The 19,720-nt window shown below is 41.7% G+C and carries 14 protein-coding genes; 5 read left to right on the top strand and 9 right to left on the bottom strand.

What is annotated here, in order from left to right; translation table 11 throughout:
* Window positions 1-204 precede the first annotated feature (204 nt).
* Both DXB58_RS07270 and DXB58_RS07265 read right to left on the bottom strand, forming a co-directional pair.
* On the bottom strand, window positions 205-2,886 hold the full coding sequence (locus DXB58_RS07270) for a 4-alpha-glucanotransferase (RefSeq protein ID WP_122136388.1): 2,682 nt from the start codon (window positions 2,884-2,886) through the stop codon (window positions 205-207).
* Between the two features lie 131 nt (window positions 2,887-3,017).
* Entirely contained in the window at window positions 3,018-5,561 is a 2,544-nt protein-coding gene (locus DXB58_RS07265; protein WP_120079318.1) for an adenosylcobalamin-dependent ribonucleoside-diphosphate reductase, read from the bottom strand.
* Window positions 5,562-5,845: 284 nt separating this feature from the next.
* Here DXB58_RS07265 and DXB58_RS07260 point away from each other — a divergent pair, with 284 nt between their 5' ends.
* Window positions 5,846-6,589, top strand: coding sequence for an NADPH-dependent oxidoreductase (locus DXB58_RS07260; protein WP_122136387.1), 744 nt, complete (start codon window positions 5,846-5,848; stop codon window positions 6,587-6,589).
* 90 nt (window positions 6,590-6,679) lie between these two features.
* Here the strand turns inward: DXB58_RS07260 and dnaA are convergent, their stop codons facing one another.
* The 3 genes from dnaA to DXB58_RS07240 form a co-directional block, all read right to left on the bottom strand.
* On the bottom strand, window positions 6,680-8,092 hold the full coding sequence (dnaA, locus tag DXB58_RS07255; RefSeq protein WP_008998903.1) for a chromosomal replication initiator protein DnaA: 1,413 nt from the start codon (window positions 8,090-8,092) through the stop codon (window positions 6,680-6,682).
* A 351-nt stretch (window positions 8,093-8,443) separates the two neighbouring features.
* On the bottom strand, window positions 8,444-9,337 hold the full coding sequence (locus DXB58_RS07245) for an MlaD family protein (protein ID WP_122136385.1): 894 nt from the start codon (window positions 9,335-9,337) through the stop codon (window positions 8,444-8,446).
* Between the two features lie 9 nt (window positions 9,338-9,346).
* Complete coding sequence (locus DXB58_RS07240) at window positions 9,347-10,606, bottom strand: N-acetylmuramoyl-L-alanine amidase (protein ID WP_122136384.1); 1,260 nt, start codon at window positions 10,604-10,606, stop codon at window positions 9,347-9,349.
* A gap of 81 nt (window positions 10,607-10,687) precedes the next feature.
* On the opposite strand from DXB58_RS07240, the gene DXB58_RS07235 reads away from it, so the two are divergent.
* Window positions 10,688-11,641: a transporter gene (locus tag DXB58_RS07235; protein ID WP_083852305.1), complete on the top strand. Its 954-nt coding sequence runs from the start codon at window positions 10,688-10,690 to the stop codon at window positions 11,639-11,641.
* 18 nt (window positions 11,642-11,659) lie between these two features.
* Complete coding sequence (locus DXB58_RS07230) at window positions 11,660-12,130, top strand: GNAT family N-acetyltransferase (protein WP_004312343.1); 471 nt, start codon at window positions 11,660-11,662, stop codon at window positions 12,128-12,130.
* 222 nt (window positions 12,131-12,352) lie between these two features.
* On the opposite strand, the gene DXB58_RS07220 is transcribed toward DXB58_RS07230, so the two are convergent.
* The 3 genes from DXB58_RS07220 to DXB58_RS07210 all read right to left on the bottom strand — a co-directional run bounded on the left by DXB58_RS07220 (window position 12,353) and on the right by DXB58_RS07210 (window position 15,496).
* A complete protein-coding gene (locus DXB58_RS07220; RefSeq protein ID WP_122136383.1) occupies window positions 12,353-12,718 on the bottom strand; it encodes an MmcQ/YjbR family DNA-binding protein in 366 nt (121 codons plus the stop codon).
* A 143-nt stretch (window positions 12,719-12,861) separates the two neighbouring features.
* Window positions 12,862-14,199, bottom strand: coding sequence for a YgcG family protein (locus DXB58_RS07215; RefSeq protein WP_117934235.1), 1,338 nt, complete (start codon window positions 14,197-14,199; stop codon window positions 12,862-12,864).
* A gap of 130 nt (window positions 14,200-14,329) precedes the next feature.
* Complete coding sequence (locus DXB58_RS07210) at window positions 14,330-15,496, bottom strand: exo-beta-N-acetylmuramidase NamZ domain-containing protein (RefSeq protein WP_117934410.1); 1,167 nt, start codon at window positions 15,494-15,496, stop codon at window positions 14,330-14,332.
* 70 nt (window positions 15,497-15,566) lie between these two features.
* Here DXB58_RS07210 and DXB58_RS07205 point away from each other — a divergent pair, with 70 nt between their 5' ends.
* Window positions 15,567-16,103: an HDIG domain-containing metalloprotein gene (locus DXB58_RS07205; RefSeq protein ID WP_008998896.1), complete on the top strand. Its 537-nt coding sequence runs from the start codon at window positions 15,567-15,569 to the stop codon at window positions 16,101-16,103.
* An 89-nt stretch (window positions 16,104-16,192) separates the two neighbouring features.
* Complete coding sequence (locus DXB58_RS07200; protein WP_117934233.1) at window positions 16,193-18,910, top strand: putative LPS assembly protein LptD; 2,718 nt, start codon at window positions 16,193-16,195, stop codon at window positions 18,908-18,910.
* A 144-nt stretch (window positions 18,911-19,054) separates the two neighbouring features.
* On the opposite strand, the gene DXB58_RS07195 is transcribed toward DXB58_RS07200, so the two are convergent.
* Entirely contained in the window at window positions 19,055-19,717 is a 663-nt protein-coding gene (locus DXB58_RS07195) for a uracil-DNA glycosylase (protein WP_117934231.1), read from the bottom strand.
* Between the last annotated feature and the right edge of the window lie 3 nt (window positions 19,718-19,720).

Below are 19,720 nucleotides of genomic sequence, written 5' to 3'. Positions count from 1 at the left end.
GAAAAAGTATGATATAAGGCAATACTGTTATTGCGAAAAAAAACGTTGGCTGTGTTTTGAAATTCCTTATTTTACCTCTATTGGCAATATATCTTTAAAAAACGAATGACGCGGATAACATTGATTTTAGAGTTCTTAATCTAGTGTTATCCGCGTCAGTAGTGTCCGGAAAATATCCTTTAAAAAGAGTTAGTGTCTTTTATCTTATTTATTCGGATCTCTTCCTGTGTTTTTTATCAGTTCACAAATCTTATCATTGAGTGTTTTTGCTTTCATCAACTGTTCCAATGTGAGGTGCATCCGGTATCGCCAATAATTTCGTGGATTTGATGGAACATTAATCCGCTCTTCCGCCACATTCGGATTTCTCCATTTCTCGTCTATTGATAACCAATCTTGGAAAGATAAGATACAGAGAATAGAATTACTGTTGAGATGATTGCGTACAATTTCCTCGCACAACTCCGGAGTAGCAGTGGTTGGTGCGGCGCCGTAGTGTCCTAACGTTGCATTATAGTAACGTTGGGTCTGTTGGTAATCTTCTTCCCACCAGCCACGCAGGGTAGACATATCGTGGGTGGAGATTGTGCAGACAGACCGGTATGGGTACTCATTTAAATGCCCGAATTCATACATCGGATTTTTAGGCATCCGCTGAATTTCCAAACTAAGAATACGGAGATCATTCATCACTGACGATACACAAGCAGGAATCATTCCCAGATCTTCTCCACAAACCAACATACGGGTTGATTGTGTCAGCTGGGGCAATTTCTTCATAGCCTGTTGATACCAGAACTCATTGTGCCGGTGATAATAATACTGGTCGTATAGCTTGTTAAAAGCATTCTTTTCTTCTTCGTTTAGCAATCGGAATACAAAATCCCGCTGTACGCCGATGCGAGGGTGGAATTTCCCTTCCTCCTTTTTGTCCGCAACAAATAAAACATTACTGATTAACGAATAAAGCCCTTCCCGAATCCAGATACTATCTTCATCGTTTCTGCCGGCAAAGAATTGTTCTACTTCCCTTTGTGTCTCAAATCCCGGTTTCATCCGATAGGTACCGGAGTCGTCAACTAATTGAAGAAAGTCCTGTTTTACTAAATTGGTATGTGGTCCGAACAACTGTCCAAGGAAAGATTCATGAATAGATGGGAGCAGGTATTCATCCCGGAATGTGAAACCATAACTTTCGATTTCTTCCCGGCTCATAGGGAGGGAAGGATCGAACTGACCTAACAATCCGTGTACGGCGTGCATCGGTATTTCCCAGATACGGAAAAAACCGAGGATATGATCGATCCGATAGGCATCAAAGTATTCTGCCATTTTCTGAAAACGTTTCATCCACCAGCGGTAGCCGTCTTTTTCCATGACATCCCAGTTATATGTAGGAAATCCCCAGTTTTGCCCGTTGATGGAGAAATCATCGGGTGGAGCACCTGCTTGTCCGTTGAGATTGAAGTAATGAGGCTCTGTCCAGGCTTCCACACTATTGCGGCTGATACCGATTGGAATATCTCCTTTTAATACGACACCGTGTTGACGGGCATATTCGGTTGCAGACAGTAATTGCAGGTGCAGGTGATACTGAATATAGTAATACAATGAGATATGAGGATAGTCTACAGTTTCCGGCTGGCACATTTTTTCTATATCTTCCGCATTATAAACAGAGTGTCGTGGCCATTTACGGAAATTGGGCGTTTTGTAGGCGTCGCGCAGATAACTGAAGACTGCATAGGGTTGCAACCATTCTTTGTTGGCTTCAAAGAAGTCTTTGAAACCTTTGGAGGCCAAAACCTTTTCTCCTTCCTGCCGGAATAGTAAGTTGAAAAACTCCCATTTAGTCTGGTTGACTGCTTCGTAGTCAATGGCAGGCAGGCTGTTCAGCTCCTTTTGCTTTTTGCTAAATTTTGATACGGCTTCTTTATCTTTCAGAGTTCCCATTTGCTTGATATCCGCATACATCGGGTGGAAAGCATAAATGGAAATACTGTTATAGGGGTAAGAGTCGATCCATGCATGAGTCATGGTGGTGTCGTTGACCGGTAAAATCTGAATAACTTTCTGATGGGTGCTCACTGCCCAGTCGATCATACGTTTCAAGTCACCAAAATCACCTACTCCAAAACTTTTCTCCGATTTTAAGGAGAATACAGGTATAGCGATTCCTGCGCCTTTCCAGGCAGGAATGTCGAAATAGGCATACCGGTCGGAGATCACGAGCGTTTCGTTTGTCTTCAGTTCCGGGTCTGCCAGATAACGGTTGGGGTTTTTCTCCCAGCAGTCCGCTTTCTTTTCTTGTTTGTTGTAGAGGATGAATTTGTATTCCAGCGGGTATTTTAGTTTGCTGGCATCCAGCTCTATCTGCCACTCCGGGAAATTGGCATCACTCATTAGAACCGCTTTCTCCGGGTCCCAGTGGCCTAATGATTTCTGGTTACCACAGATCGCCAGACAATAATCTTTATTGATATGTGGAGCATAGGCTTTGATAACCAGTCCCTTTTTATAACTTTGCGGGATACTCTCTCTCTCGGGATGTGCCAGTAAAGCTTCTGTAAAAGCTGAACTATACAGATACGATTGTTCCGGGATGTTTTTCCAGCAATCATTGATTCTGTATATCTTCTTGGAAGTGCCCGATAGGCAAATAGATCTCGGAAAACTGTCCCATTCCCTGCGGATAACTATTCCGTTTTGTTCTATCTGATAGTTATAATTGATAATCATCCCTTCATGCGGGATTTCAAGCTCAACTTCTGCCGTCCAATAGATACCATCAGTGGTGTGTAAAGGAATTGATTCCGGAAATAAGCCGGAAATCCTTACTTCTTCTCCCCAGTTGGTGCGGTATTCAATATTAAATGATAGAATCATATATATTAGATTTTAATTGTATATGTAAGACACTGCAAGTATAAGACATTTTTTTGAATAAAAAATAAAAGGAGCCGCACCGGACTCCTTTTAATCTTTTGTTTATATATTAATTAACATACGTAGGACTATTATCCACACCTGGAAGCACCGCAAGTTGTACAAATCAGACAGCCTTCCTGATAAACCAATGTCTCATTACCGCAGTTCGGGCATTTCTTACCTTTGGCTTCTGTTCCATCCTGAATATACTTCTTCAATGCACGTTCCACACCGTTTTTCCAAGTGTTGATACTTTCACTGTTTAATTGGAGAGAGCCAACCAGTTTGATAACCTGTTCAATCGGCATCCGGTAGCGAAGCACGCCGGAAATCAATTTTGCATAGTTCCAGTATTCTTTGTTGAACTTCTCTGACAATCCTTCAATGGTCGTCTTATATCCGCGTTTGTTCTCGAATTGGAAGTCGTAACGTTTGGTACCGTCTTCATCTACATTTTTGATGATACGTCCGCAAGTCACGCTCTTAGGCAACAAGATACCTTCATCATCATCTTGCAAACCTGTGAATATTTCATAAGGGTGCCCATCTAATAATCCGACAAAAGCTACCCATTTTTCTTTGTTGTTCTGGAAACGGACAACATCTGCTTCCAATATTCTCGGACGTACCTCTACAACCGTAGGCGGTTTGCAAGGAGGAAGGTCTTCTTTCTTTTCCTTATCCGATTTAGTGGAAATCAAAACTCCAGAGCGTGAACCGTCGCGATATACGGTACAGCCTTTACAGCCGGATTTCCATGCTTCTACATACAGACGGTTTACTAAATCCTCGTCTACATCGTTTGGCAGATTGATTGTTACGCTGATGGAGTGGTCTACCCATTTCTGGATTCTTCCCTGCATCTTCACTTTCATCAACCAGTCGACGTCGTTGGAAGTTGCTTTATAATAAGGAGATTTGGCAACCAGTTCGTCAATTTCTTCTTGAGAGTAGCGTCTGGCCGGATCGTATCCGTTAGCTTCCATCCAGGTCACAAACTTATGATGGAATACGATATACTCTTCGAATGCATCTCCTGTTTCGTCTACAAAATCTACATGTACATTCGTATCGTTCGGGTTTACCTTTCTTCTGCGTTTGTAAACAGGCAGGAATACAGGTTCAATACCCGAAGTAGTCTGTGTCATTAAACTGGTCGTTCCGGTTGGAGCAATTGTCAGGCAGGCAATGTTACGGCGACCGTATTTCTTCATATCCTCATACAGTTTCGGGTCGGCTGCTGCCAGACGTTGGATGAACGGGTTGTTCTGTTCACGTTCGCTATTGTATATTTCGAAAGCACCACGTTCTTTGGCCATTTCCACTGAAGAACGGTATGCGCCGAGGGCGACTGTCTTGTGTACTTTTTCAGAGAATTCTGTCGCTTCTTCCGTTCCGTAACGCAATCCCAATGCAGCAAGCATGTCACCTTCTGCAGTGATACCTACACCGGTACGGCGACCTTGTCCGCTCTTCTTGTAGATTTTCTCCCAAAGTGCGCGTTCTGCATGTTTTACTTCTTCATTTTCCGGATCTTCGTCAATCTTGGTCATGATACGTTCGATCTTCTCGAGTTCGAGGTCGATGATATCGTCCATGATACGTTGAGCAAGAGCCACGTGTTTCTGGAACAGATCAAAATCAAAAGATGCATCCGGTTTGAACGGATTCACTACATAGGAATATAGATTGATAGCCAATAGACGGCATGAATCGTAAGGACATAGAGGAATTTCTCCGCATGGGTTGGTAGATACAGTTCTGTAACCCAGATCTGCATAACAATCAGGCACAGACTCACGGATAATCGTATCCCAGAATAAAACTCCCGGTTCTGCCGATTTCCATGCATTATGAACGATTTTCTTCCACAAGGTAGAAGCGTTGATTTCTTTGGTAAATGTCGGGTTGGCAGAGTCAATAGGATATTGTTGTACATACGGCTTTTCGTCTACGGCAGCCTGCATGAAAGCATCGTCCAGCTTGACAGAAACATTGGCTCCTGTCACTTTACCTTCAGTCATCTTGGCATCGATAAATGCTTCAGAATCCGGATGCTTGATGGATACACTCAACATCAGTGCACCACGACGTCCGTCTTGAGCAACCTCACGAGTGGAATTCGAATAACGCTCCATAAACGGAACAAGGCCGGTAGAAGTCAGTGCCGAGTTTTTAACGGGAGAACCTTTCGGACGGATGTGTGATAAGTCGTGACCTACACCACCGCGTCTTTTCATCAGTTGCACCTGTTCTTCGTCGATTTTGATAATAGCACCGTAAGAGTCGGCTGCGCCATCCACTCCGATAACGAAGCAATTGGATAGTGAAGCAACCTGATAGTCGTTACCGATTCCTGTCATCGGGCTACCTTGGGGGACGATGTACTTGAAGTGATCTAATAAATCATACAGTTCTTTTGCTGTCAACGCATTCGGATACTTTGATTCTACGCGTGCCACTTCATTTGCAATTCTCCAATGCATGTCTTCCGGAGATTTTTCATAGATATTACCGAAAGAATCCTTTACTGCGTATTTGTTTACCCAAACCCTTGCAGCAAGCTCGTCGCCTTGAAAATATCGTAAAGATTCTTCATAGGCTTCGTCGTAAGAATAAATTTGTTTTTCCACGATTCAATGTGTGTTAAATCTCGTTTTTAATAAGTAATGTGTAGAAGTTTACTTATCGTTAACAAATGCAGCCGCAAAGCTAAGAATGTTTTTTCATCTATCAAAATAAAAATGAAATAATTTATTAACAGGTTGCAAGTTTTCCATTTGTTTATGCTAAGTGTTTGATAAACAGTTAAAATTGAATTTTGTTCAAAGGTTAAAGTTCTCCAAAAAGAAAACTATTCTATTCTGTTAGTGTGGTAGAATATTTTTTTCTTTTTATATCTTTGCAAAAAAAAGATATGTTTGAAACCGTAAAGAACAGAAGAACTATCCGGAAATATCTGCCTAAAGATATAAATCCTGGTTTGTTAAATGATTTGCTCGAAACCTCTTTCCGTGCTTCTACGATGGGGGGAATGCAACTTTATAGTGTAATTGTGACTCGTGATGCGGAAATGAAGGAGAAACTTTCGCCTGCTCATTTCAATCAGCCTATGGTAAAAAATGCACCGGTCGTATTGACTTTTTGTGCTGATTTCCGTCGTTTCAGTAAATGGTGTGAACAACGGAAAGCTGTGCCGGGCTATGATAATTTAATGTCTTTTATGAATGCGTCTATGGATACTTTGCTCGTTGCGCAGACTTTCTGTACACTGGCGGAAGAAGTAGGACTCGGCATTTGTTATCTGGGGACTACCACTTATAATCCTCAAATGATTATCGATACTCTCCAACTGCCTGAATTGGTATTCCCTCTCACAACAATAACGGTAGGCTATCCGGATGGTATTCCCTCCCAAGTCGACCGTCTACCTTTGGAAGCTGCTGTGCATGACGAAAAATATCACGACTATACACAGGAAGAGATAGATAAACTCTATGCCTACAAAGAATCGTTGCCGGAAAATAAGCAGTTCATCGAGGAAAATAAAAAAGAAACATTGGCTCAGGTTTTCACGGATGTGCGTTATACAAAGAAAGATAACGAATTTATGTCTGAAAACTTGTTGAAAGTACTCCGCCAACAAGGGTTTTTAAAATAAGTATTAGGTATTAAGTATTGTCCATGCAAACACGCATTTATAATGCAGTTTCACATTACTAGGATAATACTTAATACCTAATACTTGATTCTAGTTTCTCTTCTTCAGTAACGACTCTATTTCCTGTACTTCTGCATTAAAGCTCTTGTCTACCTCCAATTGTCCTTTTACGGTTTTGCAGGCGTGAAGTACGGTTGCATGGTCTTTGTTACCAATGAACTTACCTATCTTAGAAGTTGAAAAGTCTGTGTGGTTTTTAGCCAGATACATGGCGATCTGTCGTGCTTGAACGACTTCTCTTTTTCTGGATTTTGTATGTATGGCAGACGGCTCCAGGTCGAAATGTTTGCATACCACTTTGAGAATATCATCAATAGTGACAGCTTTCGTTTCATTGTGAACCACGCCATGTACAATGTGTTGTGCCAAATCCAGGTCTATTTCCTTGTTGAAAATAGTAGAACGGGCCATGATGGCGATGACGATACCTTCCAGATCACGTACACTTTCATTCACATTTTCAGCAATATAGTCGATCACTTCTGCCGGGAATTGTAACCCGTCGCGGTGTATCTTGTTGCGTAGAATGTTTTTGCGAAGTTCTACGGTCGGTTTTTCCAGCTCGGCTACCATACCCCATTTGAAACGGGTCAGGAGGCGTTCTTCGATACCCTGCAATAATACAGGAGCACGGTCCGAAGTCAATATGAGCTGTTTACCATTCTGGTGTAAATGATTGAAGATATGGAAGAAGTTGTTTTGAGTCTTGGTGACACCGGCAAACTCCTGAATATCATCAATGATTAATACATCAATCGTCTGATAAAAATTAATAAAGTCGTTGGTCGTGTTATTACGTACAGAATCCGTATATTGTACCTGGAACAAATGTGCCGAAACGTACAATACTCTTTTTTCTGGATAAATTTCTTTGATTTTCGTGCCTATTGCGTTTGCCAGGTGTGTCTTTCCCACTCCGGATGCTCCATAAAGGAATAACGGGTTGAAAGCGGTCCCTCCCGGTTTTTGCGCTACAGCTTCTGCTACACTTCTTGAAAGTTTATTGCTGTATCCTTCAATGAAGTTCTCAAAATTATAATTGGGATTCAAATGCGGGTCCAGATCTTGAACGGCAGGAGCCTGTAAGAAGCTGGGAGCTTTGTTGCCTCCGATTATACTTTTAGGGGTAACAGCTGTAGAACGATTGCTTGCTTCGAGATTCACGGTTTGATTCGGAATCGAAGTCTTGTCCACCATGACGTTGTACATCAACTTGGTGCCTTCGCCAATGACCTTATATAATGTCTTGCGTATTAGATCTACGAATCTCTCTTCCAGGATTTCGTAGAAAAACTGGCTCGGGATCTGTAAGATCAAAGTTTTGTCCTCATATTTCAACGGGACAATAGGGGCAAACCAAGTATTATATGTCGTCTCAGGAACATTGTCTTTAATTACGTCGAGACAGCGGTTCCAAAGTACGACATGATTTGATTCAATCATAGTAACTTTTAATACATTTATTAATTAAGCAAAACTTCTACGTTTGCAAAATTGGGAATCTTATTCGGAAAAAACAAATCTGTTTTTTCTTGTTTTTTTCATGCGAACAATAATGTGTTTACTTTCAATGACTTATGCTTTTGTTGTTGGACACTGTCAGCTTACCCTCTCTTGCGATTTTATAAGTATCTGTATATTAATGTCTTATATGCTTAAATTTAGCGTTTTTTCTCATCTTTGTACGTTTGTACGGGAATATTATTTCGGTTTATAGATAGACATTTGAAGAGCAATCTACTTTCTTTTGAAAGCCCCTTGTTATTTAGATGAAATCTATATAACAAGAATTTGCTACTTATCTTTCTTGCCGAATAATGAGAAGTGAACGTATCGTTTCGGGTGCTCTTTCAGGTCCTCTAATAAGCTAGCTGCATTTTCTGTTGTAGCGTTCAGATTATTGTATAAAGTCGGGTCGTTGAAGAGCAGACCGAGCGTGTTATCTTTGCTGTTTAATTTCTCTGTAAGTATTTTTACGTTAGCCAGTGTTTCGTCTATTTTTTTGAAAGTGGCTGCATAATCTATTTCTTTCAAATTTCCGCTGATGACCACAAAGTTGTCTCCGATGGTATTCAGTTTACTTGTGAGTTGAGGAATATCGTTACTCATTAGTCCTTTCACTTGTGAACTGACTACTGCCAGGTTGGCGGTCGTTTTTTCTATTGAGTGCAGAGTGGCAGGAATGCTCTTGTCAGCTAAGATATTGTTCAGGGAGATGAGGATAGAGTCCAGCTTAGGCAGCATCTCTTCCACTTTCGGTATCAGTTGTGCTGCGCTTTCCATCATTCCGTTGTTTAGTGTGCCGGGGATCGTATCTCCTACGGCATATTTTTCACGTGGGTTGTTTGCCAGGAGGATATTCATACGTACGCCTCCCATAAGTTCGGATACGAGTTCGGCGGTACTTCCTTTAGGAATCCGCAACTCAGTGTCCAGTTCTACTTCAACAATCACATTTCCGGGTTTGACATAATCATAATAGATGTCACGTACAATACCTACACGGACACCGTCGGCAAATACCGGGCTTGATTTAGTGAGTCCGTTTACGTTTTCAAATTTGGCATAGAAATAGCTGGAAGGCTGAAACATGTGTATACCTTTCAGCCAGTTGATTCCATATATAAGCACACATAGTGCAACGATACCTGCAATACCTATTCTGACTTCTTTTGTAATGTACTTCATTTTATCTTTTTATTTATTTTTTCTTTTCTTGAATTCGGCAATCGCTTCATTGATGTTCATTTTCTCTCCATTTCGGAAAGCGATGATGAAGGCATCCTTAAATTCAGCCGTAATAGTGCGCCTCGTGCGCAACACTTTGTTGTAATCGGTGGAGGCTCCATACGTGTATTTGTATATTCCCCCTTCCTTATAATAATCCACGTCTTTCAGTCCTTTCAGCCGTTTGTCATTTTTGGCGAGAGGTTTGGAAGCAGTGAGTATCTGTATCTTAAACGTAATTTCACTGTCATTGGTTGCGCTTTCTGCCACAATTGGGCGCTTCGGTGCTGTTTTTGCTGTTGCAGCCGGTTTGGTTTTTGCTTCGGCTAGTAATTCTTGCTGTTGAGGAGCTGTGTTTATGCTTTCGGTATCCTTTTGGGCAATTTCCGGGGCGTTGTCTTCTTCCTGCTCGGTTGGGATAATCGTTTTGCTGACTCCCGTAAGGCGTAACTCATGTTCTCGTTTGTAATTCAGGAAAGCCCGGTAAATACCTTTGGCCATACTTCCGGCCCCTTCTTCGGAATTCAGATAGCGTTCTTCTTCCGGAGTAGAAATAAATCCCAATTCTATTAGAATGCTTGGCATCGCACTTGCTTTTAAGACGAGGAATCCTGCTTGATGCACTCCCCGGTCTGCCCGTTTACAGGTTTGGCGGAACTGTTTTTGCATCAGCGAGGCCAAGTGTACGCTCTGCTCCATATATTTGTCCTGCATGAACTCAAATATAATATATGATTCGGCAGAGTTCGGATTGAAACCGGCATATCTTGTTTTATAATCACTTTCGTAGAGGATAACGGAGTTCTCCCGCTTGGCAACTTCCAGGTTAGCGTCTGATTTGGCCAAACCCAGCGTCCAGGTTGAAGCCCCTTTGGCTGTACGGTTGTTTGCCAGTGCGTTGGTGTGAATGGAAATAAAGAGATCCGCCTTTGCGTTGTTTGCAATTTCTGCCCGTCGGTCCAAAGGAATAAAGACATCTTTGCTACGGGTGTAGATCACTTTGACGTCGTCGCAGTTTCTTTTGATTAGATTCCCCACTTTCAAGGCAACGTTCAAATTGATATTTTTCTCTTTCGAGATTTTGCCTATAGCACCAGGATCATGTCCACCATGTCCGGCGTCAATAACTACTACGAAATCCTTCCCCCATAAGTGGTTGGTACATGAGGGTAGAAAAAGTAGCCAGAGGCAAATAAATATGTATAATATGTACGGTCTATTCAGTTTCATATCTATAATACGGTGCAAATGTAGTAGAAATTTGTAGAAAACTCATGATTTGCCATTAAGTTTTGTGTTTTTTTCGGTTTAATGATAGCTTTTTTCCCTAAATCTCCGTTACTTTGTGCTTCGAAGTTAAAATGTACGACGATGCTTAAGTTTTTGAAGAATTGGACATTACCTATTGCTATGCTGGTAGGTGCTGTAGGTTATCCGCTGTTTATCAGTCTTTCTTTCCTGACTCCTTATCTTATTTTTACGATGTTGCTATTGACCTTCTGTAAGGTATCTCCTCGTGATTTGAAGCCAAAACCTCTTCATATGTGGTTGTTATTGATTCAGATTGGTGGAGCGTTGGCTGCTTATCTGTTGCTTTATCGCTTTGATAAAATTGTAGCAGAAGGAGTGATGGTTTGCATTATTTGTCCAACGGCTACGGCTGCTGCGGTGATTACTACCAAGTTGGGAGGGAGTGCGGCCAGTCTGACTACCTATACATTGATAGCAAATATCGGAGCGGCTATTGCTGTGCCCATTCTTTTTCCTTTGGTGGAAGTCCATCCTGATGTCACTTTTTGGGAGGCGTTTCTTGTTATTTTGGGTAAGGTATTTCCGTTGTTGATTTGTCCTTTTTTGGTTGCCTGGTTGTTGAGCAAGTGTTTGCCGAAAGTACATCAGAAGTTATTGGGTTATCATGAACTTGCTTTTTATTTGTGGGCTGTATCTTTAGCTATCGTAACTGCGCAAACATTGTATTCTTTGCTCAATGACCCGGCGGATGGTTTTACGGAAATCATGATTGCTGTCGGAGCACTGATTGCCTGTTGTTTGCAGTTCTTTTTGGGGAAGACAATCGGCTCGATTTATAATGACCGTATCAGTGGTGGGCAAGCACTTGGACAAAAGAATACAATTCTGGCTATTTGGATGGCGCATACCTATCTGAATCCGCTGTCTTCCGTTGCACCGGGTTCGTATGTGTTGTGGCAGAATATTATCAATAGCTGGCAGTTGTGGAAAATGCGAAAAAAAGAGGTAAAATAGTAAATAATTAGGGATTATATGATTACTATAAGGATAGCTTTAAATACGGATATAGAGGAAATTCAGTCTCTATATCGAAACACAGTGTTAGTGATAAACAGGCGTGACTATTCACAGGCCGAGGTTGAAGATTGGGCATCGTGCGGAGATGATCCTTCTAAAATAGAGGGTATGATAAAAACTCACTATTTTATTGTTGCTGTTAATCGGCAATCTGAAATCGTCGGTTTTTCATCCATTACACCTCAGGGCTATTTGCATTCAATGTTTATTCATAAGGATTTTCAGGGCAAAGGTGTTGCTACACTATTGTTGAATGAGATAGAACGTTATGCCGTCGCAGCCGGGATTACGCGGATTACCTCTGAAGTGAGTATAACAGCCCGTCCATTTTTTGAAAAGCGAGGGTATATAGTAGAAGTAGAGCAAAAACGCAGGGCTAATCAGCTGTCTCTTACTAACTATTGGATGGCCAAAAGCCTTGTATGATGAAAATTTATAATGGTCGTGTCCCGGCATGTGGCGTGTTTTGTGGTGGGTGTCCTACCTATACACGGCAAAAAAATCCTTGTCTGGGAGCGCAATTGAATAGTGCACGCTGTGAAAAATGTAAAACATTCCCCAACACAAGACATCGGAGCTGAAAATGAAAATGATGGAAAGAATATTTGAAATAAAAGACTTGAAAGCACTGGAGGACTTTTTGCAATCTCAAACAGAAACCTGTTCTTTCTTTGTCAGACTTTTGACTACAATATCATAGGATTTGCTTACAAGTTCTTTGATCTTATCATCAGATACGTCTTGATTGAAATAAACGCTGATCCAATATTTCTTCTTCATGTGCCAGCCTGGTTTTATACCGGCATATTCAGTTTGCAGTTCTCCAGATTCGTCAGGGTTACATTTGATGCAACAAAAATCGAAAATCTCAATGTTAACGAAACAAAACCATTTGTCCGCAACATAAAAGCATAGAACGTCACGGCTATATTGGTCGGGTACATTGGGAAAAGGCATCTTCTCGTGAACACCTTTAAAAGAAAGACAGTATTCTCTAAATTCTTCGATATTCATTTCACTTTTTTATGTTCGGTTATCTATGCAAAAATAGTTAGAATAAGGGAGTGGACAACCATCTTTCTATGAAAATATTCAGGTGAGATGTGTTTTCATGTCCTTTATTTGGTTAGTCGACTTCTTCGGATGGATAGTTGATCTTAAAAACTACTTGACGCTCCACCGCCACCGCTATGTCCACCACCAAAACTGCCGCTACTACTTCTACTACTGCTTCTGCCACTACTACTGCTGTGACTATTACTAGAACTGTCACTATTGGGGGGTGTCTTGCGGGGAATCTTCTGTGTTGTCTGCTTTTTATCTCCGCACATCAGGCAAAGAGAGTCGGCAACCTCCAATCCGGCATCGGAATATGTGGGCTCTTTAATTGTTTTCCACGGGCTGATACGCTTGGAAGCAATGGTATGGCATTGATTACACATCCTATATTCGCTTATGGTGATAGATTTATACCGTAAAAGCCAGCCGCAGGAAGTACATTGATAAATACGGTGGATGGCAGAACCTAGTTTGTGTTCCATTTGTTCGGAAGCAGATAATAAAGGGGTTGCAAGCTCATTGGGTAAAAGTTGTAAAGCCACAGCTTTGCAAGAATCGCAGGTTTTACTCTGCAAAATAACACGTTGTTTTTGGTAGAACTTGTACCATAAGGATACCGCAATAAGTGCAGGCCAGACTGGAAAAAACAATACAAGACATCCAAGTGGGTTGTAAAGTGTCAGGACTTTGATTGCTGCTAATGCTGAACTGTCTTTGGGGCGAGCTTTATTTACCTTCATGAGGTAAGTGATAACATTTACCAGTATCAAGAATACCCAAAGCATAGGCGGCTGATTTGCCAGAAAATTCCACAACGTATTGCCGGCACTTTTCCAGTAATTATCAGAAGTGCCTTGAGAAACGGGCTCATAGTCGCTTCCATAAAGCACCAATGTTACAGCTCGGACTCCCTCTGTCATTCCTCTGTCAAAGTCGTTTTTTCTAAACCACGGAACCATTTCATTCTGTTGAATGCGAAAGCATAAAGCGTCGGGAAGTACTCCTTCCAAACCGTATCCGGTTGCGAAAGTGACTTTACGTTGATCGAGCACTAAAAGAATCAGTAATCCGTTGTCGTCCGCTTTCTTTCCGATGCCCCAGTGTTCAAAAAGCTTGTGGGCAAACTCTGCCGGAATATCTTCACCGATAGAAGGGAGTGCAACAACTGTCACTTCAATACTCAATGAATCTTCTAACTGTGACAACATATTATTTATTTCCCACACATAACTTTCATCCAATATCTGATTCGGATTGCTGACCCAATTGGAAGAGCTTTCATTACGCGGATTGGGGACATCTGTTACTTTATAGATATCTACTGTTTGTTCGTGCTCTAAAGCCAATGCAAAAGCATGACTACCAAAGGTATAACAGAAAACAAGAAGTAATATCCGGACTATTCCCCTGAAACTTTTTTGTGTTTTATCTTTCATTATTGTGTTATTAACTGATTGTTCTTAGAGTAGAAAATAACTATCATAACTCTCATTCTTTTTGCTAATATACTTATTCTTTTAATTATAAGTGGTTTATAAAAATGAATGAGAGTATGATACTAGTTTTTTACTCATAGAGAAGATGTTTTTTTCTAATCTCTTTGTAATCCTGTAACTCCTTTTGCCAACTATTCCGGATAGCCTCTTCCGATTCCCCTTTGAGGATAGCCTTGCGTACGCTGTCAGTACCCATCAGCAAATCAAACCATCGGGCACGGGAGAAGAAGGCTGCGCTTTCATCGGATAAGCGATAAAAGTTCAAGAAGTAGAGAAGCGTAAAGCCATTCACATCGGTTACATTCCGGAGGTCTTCCCCATAACAGGTGATACCTTTGTGCATCGGATTTTTGTCAAAACCGGGTAAGGAGCGGGGAGTAAAAGTAAAACTTCCGTATTTCTTATTAGGTGCGCCCAATACCTGGAAAGGAAAAGTTGTTCCTCGTCCCACGCTGATACGGGTGGCTTCAAAAGGACAGAGTGAGGCGTACAATCGGATAGACTGGTCGTTCGGGAGGTTGGGTGACGGTTTGATGGGAAGTGAATAAGGTTCTCCATGTTTCCACCCGACCATTGGAATTACCTTTAATGAACAAGGATTTTTCTTGTTGGCAATCCATTCTTCTCCGTTTATCATCTGTGCCAGTTCGCCGATGGTACATCCGTGAAGTACAGGAATGGGAAGCATGCCGACAAAACTCTTGTAGCCCGGTTTGAGTATCGGGCCATCCACATAATCGCACGGATTGGGACGATCCAGCACAATCATTTCCTTCTTGTTCTCTGCGCAAGCTTCCATTACATAATACATTGTACTTATATAGGTATAAAAGCGTGCTCCCACATCCTGAATATCGAACAAAATAACATCAATATCTTTTAGCTGGGCAGCGGACGGTTTTTTGTTGTCGCCATAAAGTGAAACGATAGGAGTACCAGTACGGGAATCTTTTCCGTTTTTCACCGTTTCACCCGCATCTGCATTACCTCGGAAGCCATGTTCGGGGGCAAATACTTTGACGACCTGAACATTTCTTTTTAATAAGGTGTCGAGAAGATGAGTTTGCTTTGCCCCCACAATGGAAGTATGGTTGACTACCATTCCAACGCGTTTCCCTTTCAACAGCGGTAGGTATTGATCCATCTGTTCTGCTCCCGTGACAATTTGACTGTTTACACGCATTGGAAACAGCATAATGAACAGAAATATAAGAATGAAGAAAACTCTAGTTTGCATATCGGTGATTTTTTTTGTAATATTGCACAAAAATATTAATTTCTCGTCAAGAGAGCAAAAAATAAAGCACATGAATCCATACGAAATCATTGATAAATATTATCCGGAGAATACGCAGCAGAGACAAATATTAGTAATACACAGTTTGGCAGTGTCCGGAAAAGCAATGAAAATGCTGGATGCTCATCCCGAACTACGTTTAAACCGGAGCTTTGTGAAAGAAGCTGCTCTGTTGCATGATATTGGTATTTTTCAGACCGATGCTCCAACTATTCAGTGTTTTGGTCCCCATCCTTATATCGCTCACGGATATTTGGGAGCAGAAATCTTGCGGGCGGAAGGTTTCCCCCAACACGCATTGGTGTGTGAACGCCATACCGGAGCCGGACTCTCGTTGGAAGATATCATCGCCCAGCAACTTCCCGTTCCTCATCGTGAGATGTTACCCATCACTTTGGAAGAGCAATTGATTTGTTTTGCGGATAAATTCTTTTCTAAAACCCATCTGGATGAAGAGAAAACAGTGGAGAAAGCACGGAAAAGTATTGCAAAATATGGTGAAGAAGGCCTAAGCCGCTTTGATAGATGGTGTTCTCTCTTTTTATAGCACTAAAAAATAATTAAATAACGAAGATTCTAACTCATATTTGGTGAAGTTTGTGTACTTTTGCCACTTCAAGCGTAAACTATTAGTTAATGGCGCCATTGAAAGCAAAAATACTTATATCATTCATACTGCTGATTGTCTTACTGATGCTTCCCGATGAGGCTACGTCTCAGCGTCGAAGAAGAGGAATGATTGCCTCCAATACCGCACAAACGGATTCCCTTCAGGGAAATGATTCGTTGAAAGCAGATACGGTAACGGTACGCATTGATTCCATCGCACCGGTAAAGAAGAAACAACCACTCGATGCACCGGTTGTTTATGAATCCAACGACTCCACTGTCTTTACTCTGGGAGGAGCTGCTACACTTTATGGTAGCGGAAAAGTTAATTATCAGAACATCGAACTCGCTGCGGAAGTTATTTCGATGAATCTGGATAGTAGTACTGTGCATGCTTACGGTATCAAGGATACTACCGGGGTGGAAAAAGGTAAACCGGTATTTAAAGAAGGAGATACCTCTTATGATACGGAAACCATCCGATATAATTTCAAAACCAAGAAAGCGGGAATTACCGATATCGTCACCCAGCAGGGAGAAGGATATGTGACCGGAAGCAAGGCGAAGAAAGGAGCTAATGATGAAATTTTCATGGAGCATGGGCGTTATACAACCTGCGATCATCATGACCATCCTCACTTCTATATGCAGCTGACGAGAGCTAAAGTGCGTCCTAAAAAGAATGTGGTGACAGGACCTGCTTATCTAGTAGTGGAAGATGTGCCTTTGCCGTTGGCCGTACCGTTCTTTTTCTTCCCATTCTCCAGCAGTTATTCTTCCGGTTTCATTATGCCGACTTATATGGACGACTCCAGTCGTGGTTTCGGTCTGGCAGAAGGAGGATATTACTTTGCCATGAGTGACATCATGGACTTGAAGTTGACGGGTGATATCTTCACGAAAGGTTCATGGAGATTATCCGGATTGACAAACTATAATAAACGCTATAAATATTCCGGTACGCTGCAAGCGGACTATCAGGTCACCAAGACAGGAGATAAAGGTATGCCGGACTATACAGTTGCTAAGGACTTTAAGGTAGTATGGAACCATCGCCAGGATGCTAAAGCCAGTCCGAACAGCACATTCTCCGCTAGTGTAAACTTCTCAACCAGTAGTTACGAACGTTCCAATATCAACAACCTTTATAATTCGCAGTTGTTGACTCAAAATACCAAAACATCAAGTATCAGTTATTCTCGTAGTTTCCCTGATATCGGTCTGACCTTATCCGGAACTACCAATATCGCACAGACGATGCGTGACTCTTCTATTGCGGTCACTTTGCCTGACTTGAATATCACATTAAGCCGTCTGTTCCCGTTCAAACGTAAGAAGGCGGCGGGAGCTGAACGCTGGTACGAAAAGATTTCCATTAGCTATACGGGACGTTTGACAAACAGTATCCGTACAAAAGACGACCGTCTGTTTAAAGCCGGGCTAAGCGAATGGGAAAATGCGATGAATCATAACATTCCTATCAGTGCTACTTTTACGTTATTCAAATATTTGCAGGTTTCTCCTTCGGTCAATTATACAGAGCGTTGGTATACTCGTAAGATCAATCAGCAATATAATGAGGTCGATCATAAGTTGGAGGCATTGCCGGGTGATACACTGAACGGTTTCTACCGGGTATCCAATTACTCGGCAAGTTTGAGCTTGAGTACGAAAGTATATGGTATGTACAAACCTCTTTTTGCTAAAAAGAAAGAGATACAGATTCGTCACGTAGTTACGCCTCAGGTAAGTCTTAGCGGTGCTCCGGGATTCAGCAAGTATTGGGAAGAATATACCGATTATAATGGCAATACGCAGTATTATTCTCCTTTCACCGGTCAACCTTATGGCGTACCTTCGCGGGAAGGATCGGGAACAGTCAGTTTCTCTATTTCTAATAACTTAGAGATGAAGTATTATGATGCAAAGAAAGATACGCTTAAAAAGGTTAGTCTGATTGATGAATTGGGAGCAAGTATGTCTTATAATATGGCTGCCAAAGAGAGGCCTTGGAGTGATTTAAGCATGAACCTACGTCTGAAACTGACTAAGAATTATACATTCAACATGAACGCATCGTTCGCTACGTATGCTTATACGTTCGATAAAAGTGGTAATGTAGTAACCAGTAACCGTACAGAATGGTCGTATGGTCGTTTTGGACGTTTCCAGGGATATGGTTCTTCTTTCAACTATACCTTCAATAATGACACATGGAAGAAATGGTTCGGTCCGAAAGAAGAGGATGAAAAAGGGAAAGATAAGAATAAGTCGGAGGATAGCGATGATGAGGAATCCGATGGAACGGAAGGAGACGGTACTACGCCTAAGAAAGTAGAGAAAGCACAGGCTGACCCGGATGGTTATCAGGTATTTAAGATGCCTTGGTCATTGAGCCTTAGCTATTCGTTTAATATCCGTGAAGATAGAACGAAGCCTATCAACCGTTATTCCATGCGATATCCTTATACGTATACGCATAATATCAATGCAAACGGAAATATAAAGATTTCTAATAACTGGTCGCTCTCGTTCAACTCGGGTTATGATTTTCAAGCTAAAGAGATTACCCAGACTTCTTGTACAATATCCCGTGACTTGCACTGTTTCAACTTGTCCGCCAGTCTTTCTCCTTTCGGACGTTGGAAATATTACAATGTTACAATCCGTGCGAATGCAAGTATTCTGCAAGACTTGAAGTATGAGCAGAGAAGTCAGACGCAAAGTAACATTCAGTGGTATTAAAGGGGAAACGATAATGAATGTTTAGCGATAACAAAAGAGTAAGCGATAGATCATAAAAGAAAAACAATGAGCGGTGAACAACTAATGCAATATAAATGCATATCTTGTTCACCGCTCATTGTTTTTTTATTCACTCTTATCTATCTACCATGCGATTTCTGTTTCTCCATGTGCTTTTAGATAATCGTTTGTACGGCTGAAATGTTTGTTTCCAAAGAAGCCGTTGTAAGCAGAAAGAGGAGAGGGATGGGCGGAAGTGAGTACCAGGTGTTTGTTACGGTTGATAAACGCTCCTTTCTTTTGAGCGTATGATCCCCACAGGATAAATACCAGGTTTTCTTTTTCTTCTGCCAGGGCACGGATTGCAGCGTCAGTAAATGTTTCCCAGCCACGGTTCTGGTGTGAACCAGCTTGGTGAGCGCGTACGGTCAGCGTAGCGTTGAGCAACAATACTCCCTGTTCTGCCCAGCGAGTCAGATTTCCCGTAGCAGGGGCATCTGTGCCGATGTCGGCTTTAATTTCTTTGAATATGTTTACTAATGAAGGAGGGAAAGGCACACCATCGTTTACGGAGAAACAAAGGCCATGTGCTTGTCCCGGCCCATGATAGGGATCCTGCCCTATAATCACAACTTTCACTTTATTAAAAGGACAAAGGTTGAAAGCATTGAAGATCAGTTTTCCCGGAGGGAAAATCTGATACTGGCTATATTCGCTTTTGACGAAATCGGTCAGCGTGCGAAAGTAGTCTTTGTCGAATTCTGGTTCTAAATGAGCTTTCCAGCTTTCTTCAATCTGTACGTTCATAGT

The organism is Bacteroides sp. OM05-10AA, from assembly GCF_003439055.1.
In the GTDB taxonomy this organism is placed as follows: domain Bacteria; phylum Bacteroidota; class Bacteroidia; order Bacteroidales; family Bacteroidaceae; genus Bacteroides; species Bacteroides intestinigallinarum.
Note: the sequence above shows the minus strand (reverse complement) of the source record. Positions and strands in the feature narration are given on the sequence as shown.